The sequence below is a fragment of the Pseudomonas sp. RC10-4-2 genome, assembly GCF_050433085.1.
In the GTDB taxonomy this organism is placed as follows: domain Bacteria; phylum Pseudomonadota; class Gammaproteobacteria; order Pseudomonadales; family Pseudomonadaceae; genus Pseudomonas; species Pseudomonas aeruginosa.
In genome coordinates, this window is record NZ_JBNPXX010000002.1 from 1,336,417 (window position 1) to 1,351,439 (window position 15,023).

General features: G+C 62.7%; 13 protein-coding genes and 3 pseudogenes. 9 read left to right on the forward strand and 7 right to left on the reverse strand.

The window, feature by feature from the left end; all coding sequences use genetic code 11:
- Positions 1-12 precede the first annotated feature (12 nt).
- Both FHW81_RS14345 and FHW81_RS14350 read right to left on the reverse strand, forming a co-directional pair.
- Positions 13-666 (reverse strand): HAD family hydrolase, encoded by a 654-nt coding sequence (locus FHW81_RS14345; RefSeq protein WP_023090738.1) that lies wholly within the window; start codon positions 664-666, stop codon positions 13-15.
- Positions 667-733: 67 nt separating this feature from the next.
- Positions 734-2,068: an MFS transporter gene (locus FHW81_RS14350; protein WP_003145458.1), complete on the reverse strand. Its 1,335-nt coding sequence runs from the start codon at positions 2,066-2,068 to the stop codon at positions 734-736.
- A gap of 493 nt (positions 2,069-2,561) precedes the next feature.
- Between FHW81_RS14350 and FHW81_RS14355 the strand changes: the two genes are divergently transcribed.
- A complete protein-coding gene (locus FHW81_RS14355) occupies positions 2,562-3,464 on the forward strand; it encodes a LysR family transcriptional regulator (protein WP_003116332.1) in 903 nt (300 codons plus the stop codon).
- A gap of 4 nt (positions 3,465-3,468) precedes the next feature.
- Here FHW81_RS14355 and FHW81_RS14360 read toward each other — a convergent pair whose 3' ends face one another.
- From FHW81_RS14360 to FHW81_RS14375, 4 genes are all read right to left on the reverse strand, one after another.
- Positions 3,469-4,650, reverse strand: a complete 1,182-nt coding sequence (locus FHW81_RS14360; protein WP_023089999.1) for an iron-containing alcohol dehydrogenase — start codon at positions 4,648-4,650, stop codon at positions 3,469-3,471.
- A gap of 101 nt (positions 4,651-4,751) precedes the next feature.
- Positions 4,752-6,242 (reverse strand): APC family permease, encoded by a 1,491-nt coding sequence (locus tag FHW81_RS14365; protein ID WP_003082330.1) that lies wholly within the window; start codon positions 6,240-6,242, stop codon positions 4,752-4,754.
- A 259-nt stretch (positions 6,243-6,501) separates the two neighbouring features.
- A complete protein-coding gene (gene toxA / locus FHW81_RS14370) occupies positions 6,502-8,418 on the reverse strand; it encodes an exotoxin A (protein WP_003120572.1) in 1,917 nt (638 codons plus the stop codon).
- 249 nt (positions 8,419-8,667) lie between these two features.
- Complete coding sequence (locus tag FHW81_RS14375) at positions 8,668-9,036, reverse strand: DUF2195 family protein (RefSeq protein ID WP_003112477.1); 369 nt, start codon at positions 9,034-9,036, stop codon at positions 8,668-8,670.
- Between the two features lie 475 nt (positions 9,037-9,511).
- On the opposite strand from FHW81_RS14375, the pseudogene FHW81_RS14380 reads away from it, so the two are divergent.
- The 8 genes and pseudogenes from FHW81_RS14380 to FHW81_RS14415 all read left to right on the forward strand — a co-directional run bounded on the left by FHW81_RS14380 (position 9,512) and on the right by FHW81_RS14415 (position 13,644).
- Positions 9,512-10,377 (forward strand): annotated as a pseudogene (locus FHW81_RS14380) (hypothetical protein).
- A 337-nt stretch (positions 10,378-10,714) separates the two neighbouring features.
- Complete coding sequence (locus tag FHW81_RS14385) at positions 10,715-11,581, forward strand: S-type pyocin domain-containing protein (RefSeq protein ID WP_225045387.1); 867 nt, start codon at positions 10,715-10,717, stop codon at positions 11,579-11,581.
- A 1-nt stretch (position 11,582) separates the two neighbouring features.
- Positions 11,583-11,846, forward strand: coding sequence for a pyocin-S1/S2 immunity protein (gene imm / locus FHW81_RS14390; RefSeq protein ID WP_003112475.1), 264 nt, complete (start codon positions 11,583-11,585; stop codon positions 11,844-11,846).
- A 98-nt stretch (positions 11,847-11,944) separates the two neighbouring features.
- Positions 11,945-12,204 (forward strand): annotated as a pseudogene (locus FHW81_RS14395) (hypothetical protein).
- A gap of 157 nt (positions 12,205-12,361) precedes the next feature.
- Positions 12,362-12,706 carry a hypothetical protein gene (locus FHW81_RS14400; RefSeq protein ID WP_003082347.1) on the forward strand — a complete coding sequence of 115 codons (345 nt, stop codon included), beginning with the start codon at positions 12,362-12,364 and terminating at the stop codon, positions 12,704-12,706.
- Between the two features lie 16 nt (positions 12,707-12,722).
- Positions 12,723-12,995, forward strand: coding sequence for a colicin immunity domain-containing protein (locus FHW81_RS14405; RefSeq protein WP_058355026.1), 273 nt, complete (start codon positions 12,723-12,725; stop codon positions 12,993-12,995).
- A gap of 166 nt (positions 12,996-13,161) precedes the next feature.
- A pseudogene (locus FHW81_RS14410) lies at positions 13,162-13,414 on the forward strand (colicin E3/pyocin S6 family cytotoxin).
- On the forward strand, positions 13,411-13,644 hold the full coding sequence (locus tag FHW81_RS14415) for a pyocin S6 family toxin immunity protein (protein WP_003116336.1): 234 nt from the start codon (positions 13,411-13,413) through the stop codon (positions 13,642-13,644). The pseudogene FHW81_RS14410 and the gene FHW81_RS14415 overlap by 4 nt, the downstream one beginning before the upstream one ends.
- Before the next feature lie 205 nt (positions 13,645-13,849).
- Here FHW81_RS14415 and FHW81_RS14420 read toward each other — a convergent pair whose 3' ends face one another.
- On the reverse strand, positions 13,850-14,404 hold the full coding sequence (locus tag FHW81_RS14420) for a BRO-N domain-containing protein (RefSeq protein WP_058175499.1): 555 nt from the start codon (positions 14,402-14,404) through the stop codon (positions 13,850-13,852).
- Positions 14,405-15,023 lie beyond the last annotated feature (619 nt).

Genomic DNA, 15,023 nt, shown 5'->3' on the forward strand with positions numbered 1-15,023 from the left:
CGGCGCGCCTTCTCAGCGCCATTCCAGCACCGGCCAGCCGGCCTCGCGGGCGTGCCCGAGCAGCGCCGGGTCGGGGTTCACCGTGTGCGGCCGGTCGACCCGCGAGAGCAGCGGCAGGTCGTTGCGCGAGTCGGAATAGAAGGCCGCGCCGGCCAGCGTCTCGCCCTCCTGGGCCAGCCAGGCGTCGAGGCGACGGACCTTGCCCTCGCGGTAGGTGAGGGTGCCGCGGGTGCGCCCGGTGTAGAGGCCGTCGCGCTCCTCGATGTCGATCGCCAGCACCTCGTCCACCCCCAGCCGGCGGCCGATGGCGCTGACCAGGAAGTGCGCCGAGGCGGAGATGATCAGCAGGCGGTCGCCGGCCTGGCGGTGGCGTTCCAGGCAGCGCAGGGCGTCGGCGTGGATGCGCGGCGCTATGATCCGCGCGACGAAATCCTCGACGGCGCCGGCGATCTCCGCCGGGGTGCGGCCGGCGATGGGCGCCAGGCTGAAGTCCATGTAGTCCTCCATGGCCAGCCGGCCCTCGGCATAGAGTTCCATGAGGCGGCGTTCCTGGTGCAGGAAGGCGGTCTTCTCGACCCAGCCCAGTTCGGTCATGTAGCGCCCCCAGAGGGTCGCGCAGTCGCCGTCGATCAGGGTGTCGTCGAGGTCGAAGAGGGCAAGTGGCATAGGCGGTTCCTTGTTCGCTAGGGATTGGCCCGGCACGCCTGGCGCCGGGCGGTGGTTCGGCGAGGTTTCAACGCGGCTTGCCGGCCGCCAGCAGCGGCCCGCCGGCATGCGCCTTCGGTTCGACGCGGCACGCGCCTGGCCGGCTGTTCCAGAACGGCACCAGCAGCAGGCTGGCGAGCAGCGCGGTGGCGGTGAACACGAAGAACACCGTGAGGGTGTCGAAGTAGCCCGGCAGCAGGCCGCCGAGGATCGCCCCGACCGAGCCGCAGCCGTTGACGAAGCCGGTGGCGGTACCGGCTGCTTCGCTGGTACCGAAGTCGATGGCGGCGGCGCCGCTGATCATCGAGTCCGGCCCGTAGAGGGTGACGCCCATCATGAACAGCAGGCCGACCACCAGGTACAGGCTGCCGCTCTGCATCGCCGGGACGAACAGCGCCAGGCTCACGGTCAGCGCCGCCAGGCTGAGCACGCAGGCCGGCATGCGGCGGGCGCCGAACAGCTTGTCCGAGGCCAGGCCGATGAGGATCGGCCCGGCCAGCCCGGCGACCTCGAAGGCCGAAGGCACGATGGCCGAGGCGACCTTGCCGATCTCCGGCATGCGTTCGTAGATGATCACCGGGCCCCAGAGCAGGATCGCGTAGCGCGCCGGCTTGAGCAGGAAGTAGGCGATGCCGAGGACCAGCACGTGGGGATTCCTGAGCGCCTTCAGCAGGGCGCCGGAATGGCTCGGCCGGGGCGCGTTGGCGGGGGGCGCGGCCTCGGCCTCCACGGGCGGCAGGCCGACGTCCTGCGGACGGTTGCGCTGGAGGAAGAAGAACAGCACGGCCACCGCCAGCACCACTCCCGCCGAGGACAGGAAGGCCATGCGCCAGTCATGCGTCAACCGGTAGGCGCACCAGCCGGCGAACGGCGTCGCCACCAGCCCGCCGAAGGCGTAGCAGGTACTCCACAGGCCGAGCACGCGGCCTCGCTCGTAGGTGGCGAAGAAGGCGCCGATGTTCTTGCACAGCCCCGACCAGCCGGTGGACTGCGCCAGTCCCTGGACCACCATGCAGGCGGCGAAGATCGGCAGGGTGGCGAAGGTACCCATCACCAGCGCCGCCAGCGCCGAGGTGAGCAAACCGCCGAGCACCACCACGCGGGTGCCGAAGCGGTCGGCGAACACCCCCCACATGAACTGGCCCACGGCGTAGGCGGCCAGGTAGAGGGCATCGAGATCGGCCATGGCGCTCTTGTCGAGCTCGAAGGAGGGGTCTTCGGCGATGCCGAGCTTGGCCACCGAGAAGGCCTTGCGGGTGAAGTAGAAGGCGGCGTAGGCCAGCCAGGTGATGACGAAGATCTGGATGCGCCAGCGCTGGAGCGATTGCCAGCCACGGTGCAGGGTACCGTTGTGGTTGTTCATGTGGGTCCCTATGGGTCTAGACAGTGCGGGGAGGTTGTTCTTGTTGTGCTGCTGCAAAGCTGTCCGGATGCATGGTCTAGGCCAGATGCCTTTCCCATGACTTTTTTCGTGCGCAAGGTTGGCTGTCGACGCGCTCCTGCTCGGTCCTGCCGAGGCTGAGATGGATTGTGAAGGTGTGGCGGCGGTGCGTAGCGCCGATCCGGTCAGGCTGGGCCGGCTGGCGAAGGTCAATCTAGCACCGGGTATTTTTATGGTCTAGACCAAAAATAGAGCGAAACCATTCGATTTTTTCGAGGGATTGCCCGGTATTGGTGCGTTTTCTTGTCCTGGTTGCACCTTTGGGCGGGACTTTTCCGCGTATTTTCAAGAAATTGGAATAGACCAGATTTTCGATGATGTGCCAGCGCCTCTGGCGCGCCGTGCGCCGCCGCTGGATGGCCGTGTGTCGCGGCGCTCGGCTAGACTGCGGGACCTCGCGCCGGATCGGACCGCCATGCTGAGAAACGTCACCGACCTAGACCTGCGTCTGTTGCGCATCTTCGCCTGCGTGGTGAAGTGCGGCGGTTTCACCGCGGCCCAGGCCGAGCTGAACATGAGCCAGTCGAACATCAGCATGCACATCGCCAGCCTGGAGAAGCGCCTCGGCTACCGGCTCTGCGAGCGCGGCAAGGGCGGCTTCCGACTGACCGCCAAGGGTCGCCGGGTGCTGGAGGCTTCGCGAACGATGTTCGACGCCATCGGCCTGTTTCGCGACCAGGCGCAGGCGTTATCCGGACGTTTGGTCGGGGAGCTGTACCTGGGCCTGGCGGACAATCTCGCGACCTTGCCCCAGGCCCGTTTCGGCGATGCGCTGGCGCGCTTCCAGCGGCGCGACCAGGATGTCCAACTGAACCTTTTCGTCAATTCGCCCACCGAGCTGGAACTGGCGGTGATCGAAGGCGAGCTGGACCTGGCGATCTCCTATTTCAGCCGTTCGCGGCCGAGCCTCGAATACCGCCCGCTGTATCGCGAAGAGATCGGCGTGTTCTGTGGCGATCGCCATCCGCTGTTCGCCGAGGCGCAGCCGACCCTGGAGCGGATCGCCGCCTGTGACTGGGTGATGCATGGCTTCCTGCCGGAAAACCTGGTCCTGCCGCTACGCCCGTCGCGCAGCCGCGCCACCGCCTACCACATGGAAGCGGTCGCCCATGCCGTGCTGGCCGGCACCCACCTGGGCTACCTGCCGACCCATTACGCCGAAGCCTGGATCGAGCGCGGGCGGATGCGCGCGCTGTTGCCGGAGCGGCTGAGCTATCCGGTGGAGCACAGCATGATCGTCTATGCCGGGCGCCCCCTCAGCGAAGCCGCCCGCGCCTTCATCGACGACCTGCTGCAGGTCCACGGCCTGGGGTCCTGAGCGCTCAGGCGAGAGTCCCGGCCACCGCCTGGCGGTAGATGCGCGCATAATCCCGGGCATCGAGCGGCAGGGCGTTGGTCGCCGAGGACGACAGGTCGGCCAGCGCCTGCTCGCCCACCCATTGCGCGTCCTCGCCATCCAGGCCGAGGGCGGCGAGGTTCGCCGGGATGCCGATGCGCGCGCGCAGTTCGAGGATCCACGCCAGCAGGCCGTCGAAGCTCGCTTCGTCGAGTTCCAGGTAGCGCGCCAGGCGCGCGGCGTCGGCTTCTATCGCCGGGCGGTTGGCCAGCAGAACGTAGGGCAGCAGCACGGCGTTCAGCAGGCCGTGGTGCAGGTGATGGCGAGCGCCCAGCGGGTGGGCCAGGGCGTGGACCCCGCCAAGCCCCTTCTGGAATGCCACCGCGGCGCTGGCCGAGGCTACCAGCATGCCTTCCCGGGCGGCGAGGTCGTTGCCGTCGCGCACGGCGTTTTCCAGGTGCTGCCTGACCAGGCGCACGCCTTCCAGGGCGATGCCCGCCGACATCGGATGGTAGAGCGGCGAGAACAGCGCCTCCAGGTGATGGGTGAGGGCGTCCATGCCGGTGGCGGCGCTCAGCGCCGGCGGCAACCCGCGGGTCAGGCGCGGGTCGAGGAATACGCAGGCGGCCAGCAGCTCGCGATGGCCGACGACCCGCTTGATGCCCAGTTGCGTATCGGTCAGCACCGCCTCGCGTCCCAGTTCCGAGCCGGTGCCGGCGGTCGTGGGCAGCGCCAGCAGCGGCGGCAGGCCGAGCAGCGGGTAGTCGGCGAGGGTCGGATAGCTGCGCAGCGTCTGTGTCCATTCGAAGCGTTCGAGGCCGTGCGGATCGCGGCTGAGCAGGGCGATACCCTTGGCCGCGTCGAGGGCGCTGCCGCCGCCGAGGGCGATCAGCGCGTCATGCCCGCCAGCCTCGAAGCGCCTGGCGCCGCCGTGGACTTCAGCGAGGCTGGGGTTGCTCGACAGTTCGTGGAACAGGTCATGGTCGATGCCGGCGCGTTCCAGGCATTCGCGCACCAGGCGCAGGGGCTCCAGGGCGCGTATGCCGGGATCGGTGACCAGCAGGGGCCGGCGTGCGCCCGCCAGCGCGCAACGCCTCGGCAGTTGTTCCAGGGCGCCGACGCCGCAGAGGATATCGGTGGGGTAGTTCCAGTAATGCAGGTCGCTCATGGCGATGCTCCGTGAAAGCAGGATGAGCCGGGCCCCGCCGGGCGCGAAGCCAGCGTGCGGGAACAACCGGAGGAGGCGCCGGAACGGCCGGCGCGTGCGGGTCAGTCCGCCGGCGGAGCGGCGAAGCTGAGGCTGGTGGCGATGCGCCGATGCGGCTTGGCGATGACCATGTAGAGCAGGCCGAACGCGGCCAGCGCGGAGAACACCACGACCACCGCCCAGACCTGGAACCAGGGCGCGTCGGGCGGGGCGAGGCTGGCCCGCGGCCAGGCGACGTTGAGCGCCTCGAACGACAGCCAGGCGACTGCCAGGACGTTCACCGCCAGCCCCGCGCGCCCCAGGCGCAAGGCGCCCTTGTCCGGGTCCCAGCGGCCGACGAGGCGGGCCCAGAGAGCGCAGGCGGCGACGATCAGGAAGACCACGAAGAAACCGCCGCTGCCGAACGCGATCAGCGTGCCGACCGCCGTGGCGTTCAGCCCCAGGGCCAGGCCGAGGCTGGCCAGCAGCGTGCTGCAGACCATCGCCGCCATCGGCACCTTGCGCCGGTCGACCCGGCGCAGCAGGGCGGAGCCGGGCAGGATGGCGTCGCGCGCCATGCCGAAGATCGCCCGGCCGATGTAGGTCTGCACCGACACCACGCAGGCGACGAAGGCGATCAGCACCACTGCGACGAAGGGCCGCTCGGCCCAGGCGCCGAAGGCGTCCACCACCGCCGGGGTGACCGGGTCGACCACCTGGCCGCTGACCACCGCGCCGATGTCCTGGTAGGACAGGGTCACGGCGAAGGCGGTGAGCATCACGGTGAATCCCACCACCAGCATCGAGCGCAGGATCGCCCGGGGAGTGGAGACGCGGGCATCGGTGGTTTCCTCGGAAATCTGCGAGCAGGCGTCGAAGCCGAGGAAAGCCCAGCCGCCCACCGCCAGCGCGGTCAGCACGCCGTCCAGGTAGGAACCGTCCGCATCGCCTGTGCCGCCCGGGCCGCTGAACAGCAGATCGAGCGGATGGTTGCGGAAGAACAGCAGCAACAGCACGCCGATACCGATGGAGGCGATGGCCTCGGCGACGATCCCGGCATTGACGAAGTACTTCAACGGGTTGATCCCCAGCAGGTTCACCGCCAGTCCCAGCGCCAGCAGCAGCGCGCCGCAGAGCACCTGGCCGTTGGCCGACGGCGGCGCGCCGGTCGCCAGCAGGCCGAGCCAGAAGCCACCGAGGTAGGCCACGGTAGTCAGCGAGGCCAGCGCCGAAGCCAGGTAGAGGAAGCCGGTGAACCAGGCCAGGCGGTCGCCCACCAGGCGCCGCACCCACTGGTAGCAGCCGCCGGCCAGCGGAAACTGCGAGGACAGCTCGGCGTAGACCAGCGCCACGCCGAACTGCAGCAGCAGGCACAGCGGCACCACCCAGACCCAGGAGGGGCCCATGCTCATGGCGCCGAGGGACATCACCGAGTAGATGCCCACCACCGGCGAGATGGTGGCGAAGCCGACGGAAAAGGACGACCACAGGCTCAGCCCGCGCTCCAGTTCCTGGCGATAGCCGTGGGCCGCCAGCAGGCGTTCGTCGCGGGAGGTATCGCGGAGATCAGTCATGGCGGTCTCCGGGCGAGCGCTGCGGGGAAGGGGAAAGGCGGATGCCACCGATGCGATGGGTGAGCATGGAGAGTCCTCGTCGGCTATTGGAATTGTTATGGCCGCTTCCGGGACGAGCGAAAGCGTGGCAGACGCAGGTTAGGCGGATTACCTATCAGGATGAATTCATATTCGATTGGGCTGGCATCAGGAAAACCTGATGTATGGCCAGGCCCCGAGAAGGCCGGCTCCTGCGAAGGGAGCCGGCCGGTCGCGGCAGTTACTTCAGGTCCTCGCGCGGCGGTTTGCCGGGCTGGCTGGCGTAGTCCGGCAGGGCGCTGATCGCCTGTTCCTTGTCGGGGATGCTGGACGGGTCGAGGTCGCCGCCGACGTTGCGCGGGTCGGTGGGGATCGCCGAGGGAATCACCACGGTGCGCTCGGCCAGCGGCCAGCCGAGGATGGTCTCCAGGCGCCCGCCTTCCTCCTCGGGGCCGGTGATGGCGTCCAGGCGCAGCGGCAGCGGATGGCCGATCAGCCGTTCGACCTCGCCCGCCGCCTCCGGCGCGGCCAGGGTCAGGCCGGTGCGGTAGAAGCCCGGCAGACTCGAGCGCGGCACATAGACCCGCAGCAGGGCACCGTTGCGGATCCGGCCGCGCGCGTCGGGTTCCTGGTCCTGGGCGTAGCCGTAGGCCAGCGCCGGATCGCCGGCGATATAGAAACCGCGCCAGATCGCGTCGAGGTCCTGGCTGCGCGCGCGCACCCCGCCGAAGACGATGCTTTGCGCCGCTTCGAGGAAGGTGCCGTGGTAGCCGACGAACACATAGCCGCGCTCCTCCAGTTGGCGGTGCGCCTGGAGCAGCCGCTCCACCGTCCAGTTCTGCGTGCCGCGGGTGCTGAAGCTGATGTCGCCGCCGTCGCCGAGGAACTCCGCGCCAGTGGGATAGTTGCGCTCCAGCAGGGCGTCGCCGCTGTCCGCCGGGCCCGCGCATTCACCGGCGGCGACCGGGCAGGTCAGGCTCACCACGTCGGCGCTGGCCGCGCCGGCCTCGTCGTTGCCTGTGCCCTGCCGGACGAAGCGCTCGCTCTCGGCGGCGGCCAGGGTCAGGGCCAGACGGGCCTGCTCCGGCTGCTCGCGGATCGCTTCGCCCAGGTCGCCGCCGCTGCCGGGGCTGGCCAGGGCGTTGCGGATCACTTGGTCGACCTGGTTCCACGACAGTCGCGCCGCCAGGTAGAGGGCGACCAGCCGCTGCACCGGATAGCCGCACTGCTCCAGTTGTTCCCAGCCGCGCGGCTGGCGATGACGGGTGAAAGTCTCCAGCGGCAGGTGGCAGGCCTGGTGCGCGGTCAGCGCGGCCAGGCTGCCGCCTTCGGGGAAGTGCAGGCGATGACTGATGACCGTGGGCTTGATGTCCAGGTCATGCTTCGCCGGGTTGCCGGCGAGCACCCGGTAGATCTTGCCTTCCCAGGTATCGTCGAGGTTGCAGCGCTGCTGGGCGAGGTAGTTGTAGACCCCGTCCAGCGGGTCGAGCAGGCACAACACCTTGCCGCTGGCCCATTCGCTCCAGCGCTTTTCCCGGCGCGGCTGGGCCTGGGCCATGACCACGCTGACCCCGGCATGGCTGATGGCGAGCGTCGGCTGCATCTCGTTGCTCTCGTGCGCCCTGACGAAGAAGGTGGCATCGCGCGCCAGCTTCGCCAGCAACTCGTCGCCCATCTCGATGGTGTAGATCGGCGACATGTGGCTGAGCTGGTTGCCGGCGTTCAGTTCGTGGATGAACACCTTGATGTTCGAAGGCTTCTCGTGGCCGATCGGCACCAGCCAGTTCAGCGACCAACTGCCGCGCGCCTGGCGCGTGTAGCTGTAGCGCACCGGCTTGTTCGGCTCGACGCCGCCTTCGAGGCGGATGGTCAGGCCGTCGCTGGTGATGCTGAGGGCGTTGTCGATGGCCAGCTTGAGCGCGTCGTTGCCGCCCTCCAGGACCATGGAGTAGTGCAGCACGCCCTGGCCGTTGGTGTCGGCGATGGCCGGGTCGACGCTCATGCGGCTGGAACGCACGCCGTCCTTGAGGTCGAGCACGCAGGCTTTGGCGCATTCGTTCCAGAGATCGAAGGCTTCCTCGGCGGCGGACGCGGACGAGCCGCCGGCGAGCAGGCCGAGGCTGGCGACCAGGGGGATCCAATGGGATATCAGGTGCATCGCGATGGCTCCTGTGATGGGTGAAGGATGAGGCTGATCGAGCGGTTGGTTTTTCTTGTCGGGCGAGCCGGCGGAGAGCGGCGGGGCGTCTAGGGTGAGGGATGCGGGGAGGCTGGCGGGGAGCGGAAGAGGGCTTTTATGGGATTTATGAACTGGATTGCAGAGTGGTGAATGTGCGAACGGGAGGCTTGCCGATCGGCGTGTGCATGCAGGGCGTCCATCTCGGCCTGGTGGTGGCAGCCCGGCCTGTCAGTCAGGCGCCTGGCAACCCAGGGTGACGACCAGTTCGCGGCCGCTCGCCAAGCCGGCGTCCGCCGCCAGGGTCAGCGTGCGCGGCGTGTCTTGGCGACTATCGAGCAGCCCCTCTTGAAGCACGAGGCTGTCGGCGCTGGCGCCCCTGGCCAGCAGCCGATATCGCACCAGCGCTGAGGTACAGCCGCATTCGCCGGTGGAGCGCCGGGCCTCAAGGGTGAGTGGCAGGTGCAACTGGCCCTCCGCCGTGTGCGGTGCACCGAGCCGGGCGGCGAGGCAGGCGGAGAGGGCATTGTCGAGCGTCGCCGCGTCGGCGAATGGGGCGGCCAGGCAGAGGCTGCCGAGGAGCAGGGCTTTGGCGTCCATGTCGGGGTTCCGCTGGGGATGGAAAGGGCATCATGGCTGAGGTGGCTTTATTCGTCGAACGATGGCTGGCCCTGCCGGTAGATCGGCCAGGACTTCATGCGCTGCGGAAACGGCCTGACCAAGTGCAGCGGCTTGCAATCAAAAACGCTGGGCTCGCAATCAGCGTGGTTTTGTCCGGAAGCTCGCGAAGGGGCGGCATGGATGAATTTTGAAAGTGGGAGTTCGTTAATGAACCGAAGGTATGCGGCTTCCGTGACTGGCCGGGGTAGATGAGGTGTGCGTTAAGGAAATGACCGTTTGACGCAGGCGCGATTATAAGAGGCGAGAGAGCGCACCTTCTGGATCATCTAAACACGGGATATTGAAGTTGATTGCAGTGTATTGCCGATGCATTGGGGCTTATTGACTGGGAGAGGGTTCTCGAGGTGGGAGTCGCTCAATACATTACACTTTCAAATTAATGTAGGGGCGATCTATGGCTGTCAATGATTACGAACCTGGTTCGATGGTTATTACACATGTGCAGGGTGGTGGGCGTGACATAATCCAGTATATTCCTGCTCGATCAAGCTACGGTACTCCACCATTTGTCCCACCAGGACCAAGTCCGTATGTCGGTACTGGAATGCAGGAGTACAGGAAGCTAAGAAGTACGCTTGATAAGTCCCATTCAGAGCTCAAGAAAAACCTGAAAAATGAAACCCTGAAGGAGGTTGATGAACTCAAGAATGAAGCGGGGTTGCCAGGTAAAGCGGTCAGTGCCAATGACATCCGCGATGAAAAGAGTATCGTTGATGCACTCATGGATGCCAAAGCAAAATCGCTAAAGGTCATTGAGGATCGCCCGGCCAATCTTTATACGGCTTCAGACTTTCCTCAGAAGTCAGAGTCGATGTACCAGAGTCAGTTGCTGGCCAGCCGAAAATTCTATGGAGAGTTCCTGGATCGCCATATGAGTGAGCTGGCCAAAGCGTACAGCGCCGATATCTATAAGGAGCAAATCGCTATCTTGAAACAAACGTCTCAAGAGCTGGAGAATAAAGCCCGGTCATTGGAAGCAGAAGCCCAGCGAGCCGCTGCTGAGGTGGAGGCGGACTACAAGGCCAGGAAGGCAAATGTCGAGAAAAAAGTGCAGTCCGAGCTTGACCAGGCTGGGAATGCTTTGCCTCAACTGACCAATCCAACGCCAGAGCAGTGGCTTGAACGCGCTACTCAACTGGTTACGCAGGCGATCGCCAATAAGAAGAAATTGCAGACTGCAAACAATGCCTTGATTGCCAAGGCACCCAATGCACTGGAGAAACAAAAGGCAACCTACAACGCCGATCTCCTAGTGGATGAAATCGCCAGCCTGCAAGCCCGGCTGGACAAGCTGAACGCCGAAACGGCAAGGCGCAAGGAAATCGCTCGTCAAGCGGCGATCAGGGCTGCCAATACTTATGCCATGCCAGCCAATGGCAGCGTTGTCGCCACCGCCGCAGGCCGGGGTCTGATCCAGGTCGCACAAGGCGCCGCATCCCTTGCTCAAGCGATCTCCGATGCGATTGCCGTCCTGGGCCGGGTCCTGGCTTCAGCACCCTCGGTGATGGCCGTGGGCTTTGCCAGTCTGACCTACTCCTCCCGGACTGCCGAGCAATGGCAGGACCAAACGCCCGATAGCGTTCGTTACGCCCTGGGCATGGATGCCGCTAAATTGGGGCTTCCCCCAAGCGTAAACCTGAACGCGGTTGCAAAAGCCAGCGGTACCGTCGATCTGCCGATGCGCCTGACCAACGAGGCACGAGGCAACACGACGACCCTTTCGGTGGTCAGCACCGATGGTGTGAGCGTTCCGAAAGCCGTTCCGGTCCGGATGGCGGCCTACAATGCCACGACAGGCCTGTACGAGGTTACGGTTCCCTCTACGACCGCAGAAGCGCCGCCACTGATCCTGACCTGGACGCCGGCGAGTCCTCCAGGAAACCAGAACCCTTCGAGTACCACTCCGGTCGTACCGAAGCCGGTGCCGGTATATGAGGGAGCGACCCTTACACCGGTGAAGGCTACCCCGGAAACCTATCCTGGGGTGATTACACTACCGGAAGACCTGATCATCGGCTTCCCGGCCGACTCGGGGATCAAGCCGATCTATGTGATGTTCAGGGATCCGCGGGATGTACCTGGTGCTGCGACTGGCAAGGGACAGCCCGTCAGCGGTAATTGGCTCGGCGCCGCCTCTCAAGGTGAGGGGGCTCCAATTCCAAGCCAGATTGCGGATAAACTACGTGGTAAGACATTCAAAAACTGGCGGGACTTTCGGGAACAATTCTGGATAGCTGTGGCTAATGATCCTGAGTTAAGTAAACAGTTTAATCCTGGTAGTTTAGCTGTAATGAGAGATGGAGGTGCTCCTTATGTCAGAGAGTCAGAACAGGCTGGCGGGAGAATAAAGATCGAAATCCACCACAAGGTTCGAATAGCAGATGGAGGCGGCGTTTACAATATGGGGAACCTTGTTGCGGTAACGCCAAAACGTCATATAGAAATCCACAAGGGAGGGGAGTGATATGAAGTCCAAGATTTCCGAATATACGGAAAAAGAGTTTCTTGAGTTTGTTAAAGACATATACACAAACAATAAGAAAAAGTTCCCTACCGAGGAGTCTCATATTCAAGCCGTGCTTGAATTTAAAAAACTAACGGAACACCCAAGCGGCTCAGACCTTCTTTACTACCCCAACGAAAATAGAGAAGATAGCCCAGCTGGAGTTGTAAAGGAAGTTAAAGAATGGCGTGCTTCCAAGGGGCTTCCTGGCTTTAAGGCCGGTTAGTTGGCCATCAACAAGCCCCGTTTCGACGGGGCTTGTTCCATGTTGACGCTGCTCTATCTTGACAGTCTGTCCTGAATATTCTTGAAGACAATCACATTATGAGCCGCAACCACCGCAAAACACCCATCGTCGGGCGCACGAGCTGCCGTAGCGAGCTCTCCACGTTGGCCAGCAGCCCACCTCTCCCTACTGGAAAGTCAGGTCAATAACACTGGTGCCACGTAAGGATGGGCGTTCCTACTGGCCCCTCATACGCCAGGCTGCTACGGCAGATCGTGTCGCTAACCTCAAGGGACACAACCCGCAAGAACGCGCGTCCCTGAAAAAGCGCCTGCTGCGCAAGTGGATGAGCAAATGAGTACATCCAACATCCAGGCATTGGCCAGCACTGGGCACAGCTCGCCAAAGAAGCGGGATTCCGAGCCGACTATGACAGCACATCAACGCCAGAAACACATCTGGCCTGCGGAGTAACCCAAGAGTGGATTCGAGAACACATCGTTGCCACCAACGATATGCGCCTGTTCGGCCTGCTGCATTTGCTGGGTCAGGCATCGTTGCGCATGGAGCAAGCGTTGTGGCCGGAAGATTACGAGCGGATGACTCGTAAGGTCAAGGGAGTCCAGCGGGAAGCTGAAGGCGACAACGCCAAATCGTACATTTATGAAGAAGTCATGCAGATAAGGCAGGAGCGCTTCGATAAAGCACGACATAATTTGCAAGGGGTTTGTCATAGGTATCAAGGATCCAATTATTTTACAGTCCTGATACTAGTATTGTGGTTGTTCTCAAAGAGGATGGAATGTTTTTGTCAGGGTGGTATCTTGAGCCAGGAAGCAGACAGGAAAAAACTATTTTGAGAATGAGGTGATTTAAATGAGCATGGCACTTATTGATCTTGCAAGAAATTTTTTGGATGGATCGTTAAGCGGAAAGAGTTTCACAAAAAAATTCTTTGAAATGTGGCGTAGCGAAGGTGCGTCAGGCTTGCTGAAAAAGGATGATGATAATCTTGGCGCTTGCCTCAGGCTTATGTTTGGAATGGCAGATTGCTTCACGGATGGACCGAAGGATAATGATGGTGAGATAAATGAAGAGGAGCTAAAGCAGGAGGTTAGAGAGCTTTTGAAGAAATATAAATATATCTAGCTGATGATCCTTTATATCCGAAGATATAGATCAGGCGAAGTCAGTTTATGGGCTTCGCCTGTTTCTTAGCCAATCCATGCTTCGAGAGCAGATGTAAATCGCCGAATTGTCAGTTAGTGCGTCAGTCGCAAAATGCGTGAGTCTGCGATTTTGAATTGAAAGCCTTGTGTATTACTATCCTGCTCCGGCAACACTACCTGCCTTCCCCGACGCCTTGAGAGCTAAGCCAAAAACTTCTATTCAAGGTGGTGGTGGGTTGCGGAAGCACTGGAAGGATAAAAGGGAATATCTATAAATGGGATTCTCAGCATGGCAGTTTTGAGATGTATGACAAGAGAGGGTGGCACTTGGGAGGGTTTGATTCTAATACTGGTGCTCGCACGAAGTCTGCTGATCCAAAAAGGAGTGTAGAAACATGACTGTATTGATTTCTGGGTACCTACCATCGGGAAATGATGAGTCCTTGAAATATGAAAAAACTGTTCCTTTCGAATATATTTCGCAAGTTATGGAGGTGATGCGTTGGAAGAAGGGTGAGAATATTGAGGGTGAATATCCTATTAAGAATGATGATGTTGTAAGGATTGAGGAGGTTATAGGCGAAAAGCTTCCGGTTGGATTGGAGTATTTTATTGGGGTTTACGCCTAACTATAGATTGTAGAGGAAGGTCCTGCTGCATGGGGGTTCTTTTTAAATTTAAAAATATTCTATTTGGCAATAGAGTGCTCTTCCTTGGCCTGATAGTTGTAAAGAAAGAGAGCGTTACTGGAAAAACCTAGATTTTTAGTGGTCATGAGGGAAAAGATCACTCTGTTGCTTCAAGCCCTGACTCCTTTCAGGGCGTATGACGGGGTCAGGCCCGGATCAGCGGGCGTGGACTGTCGAGGAGTTGGGGGCAGTCGGAGAGGGGGATCCAGGTCTTGCCTTGCCAGTGCAGGGTGTCGATCTCGGCGGTTTTCCAGTGCAGCACGGCGCGCTGGGGCGTGGCGTTGGGGCGGGACTGGCTGCGCAGGCGTGGCAGCACCGAGCCGCTGACCCAACGGCGCAAACCCCGTGCCGCGCCAGGCGCTGCGAGCCAGAGCAGAGCGTAGAGCCCGGACTCGCTGACCAGGCAGTCCTGGCGTGGCCCGTGGCGTTCGTCATGGAGCCAGGCGAGCCGCCACTGATCGGTGTCCAGATGCCGCTCCAGCGCATGGCAGAGGGCGAACAAGCGCTCGCGCTGTTCCGCCGTCGCCAGCGGACACGGCGCCTCGTCACACAACGCCGCCGGCGCCCGACCGCCCAGGTAACGGCCCAGCAGCCGTACCAGGTCGGAGAGCACGAACCAGCCTTCCTCATCCAGCAGCACGGCGCGCAGGACCCGATGGTGGTGGGTGAAACGGCTGTAGTGGAGGGGGGCGTCAGACATGGCGCACCTCCGGGGAGGTAGTGGGATGAAGCGGTGTGGATGGAGATATGGGATTGGTGATAGGCATTTCCGTTACCTCTGCGTGATGTGACCAGCTTTCTTGGGGCTGGGGTGCCGGGAGTTAAGAAAACCCCACGCAGAGGGCCGGACATATTTCCCTTTCGGGTCTTGTATTCGTCCACTCCCGGCGTTGCAGAGATTTTGAGGGCGAGAGAATACCGCAGACTCAAAAAAGCCGCTTGGCTGTCGGGAGCGGTCTGGCCGCTGCGTGGTTTAGCGTTTCTTAGGCGCCGGTGGCAGAGTATTGAGACGAGAGGAACGAAACAACCGAGCGGAATGAGCGAAGCTGAAAGACTCTCTCTATCAAAGAAACCACATGAAACAAGGCTTTTTACCAAACCTGCGCCGCCCGGCGCTTGGCAACTCTGCCCCATCTTGCGAATCACGCTGTGCGTGATTTGCCCTACCTCTTCCAGAGAAATATCCGACGCTCCGGTCCGCCCCATCAGGAGGCCGAGCGGAATCGTCGTGTAGGGGGTTGAGCGGCAGGATGCCGCGAAAGCCGCCTCGGTCCACGAAGGACCGTGGCGGCGTGCCCCCGGAACGGCGATGGAGGGAG

Bases quoted from the DNA above. Each gene is read 5' to 3' on its own strand.
- FHW81_RS14360 (WP_023089999.1), bottom strand. From the start codon at position 4,650: ATGAGCGACCTGCATTACTGGAACTACCCCACCGATATCCTCTGCGGC.
- FHW81_RS14385 (WP_225045387.1), top strand. From the start codon at position 10,715: ATGGATGCCGCTAAATTGGGGCTTCCCCCAAGCGTAAACCTGAACGCG.
- FHW81_RS14400 (WP_003082347.1), top strand. From the start codon at position 12,362: ATGCGCCTGTTCGGCCTGCTGCATTTGCTGGGTCAGGCATCGTTGCGC.
- FHW81_RS14420 (WP_058175499.1), bottom strand. From the start codon at position 14,404: ATGTCTGACGCCCCCCTCCACTACAGCCGTTTCACCCACCACCATCGG.
- toxA (WP_003120572.1), bottom strand. From the start codon at position 8,418: ATGCACCTGATATCCCATTGGATCCCCCTGGTCGCCAGCCTCGGCCTG.
- FHW81_RS14375 (WP_003112477.1), bottom strand. From the start codon at position 9,036: ATGGACGCCAAAGCCCTGCTCCTCGGCAGCCTCTGCCTGGCCGCCCCA.
- FHW81_RS14350 (WP_003145458.1), bottom strand. From the start codon at position 2,068: ATGAACAACCACAACGGTACCCTGCACCGTGGCTGGCAATCGCTCCAG.
- FHW81_RS14355 (WP_003116332.1), top strand. From the start codon at position 2,562: ATGCTGAGAAACGTCACCGACCTAGACCTGCGTCTGTTGCGCATCTTC.
- FHW81_RS14405 (WP_058355026.1), top strand. From the start codon at position 12,723: ATGAGCATGGCACTTATTGATCTTGCAAGAAATTTTTTGGATGGATCG.
- FHW81_RS14345 (WP_023090738.1), bottom strand. From the start codon at position 666: ATGCCACTTGCCCTCTTCGACCTCGACGACACCCTGATCGACGGCGAC.
- FHW81_RS14365 (WP_003082330.1), bottom strand. From the start codon at position 6,242: ATGACTGATCTCCGCGATACCTCCCGCGACGAACGCCTGCTGGCGGCC.
- imm (WP_003112475.1), top strand. From the start codon at position 11,583: ATGAAGTCCAAGATTTCCGAATATACGGAAAAAGAGTTTCTTGAGTTT.
- FHW81_RS14415 (WP_003116336.1), top strand. From the start codon at position 13,411: ATGACTGTATTGATTTCTGGGTACCTACCATCGGGAAATGATGAGTCC.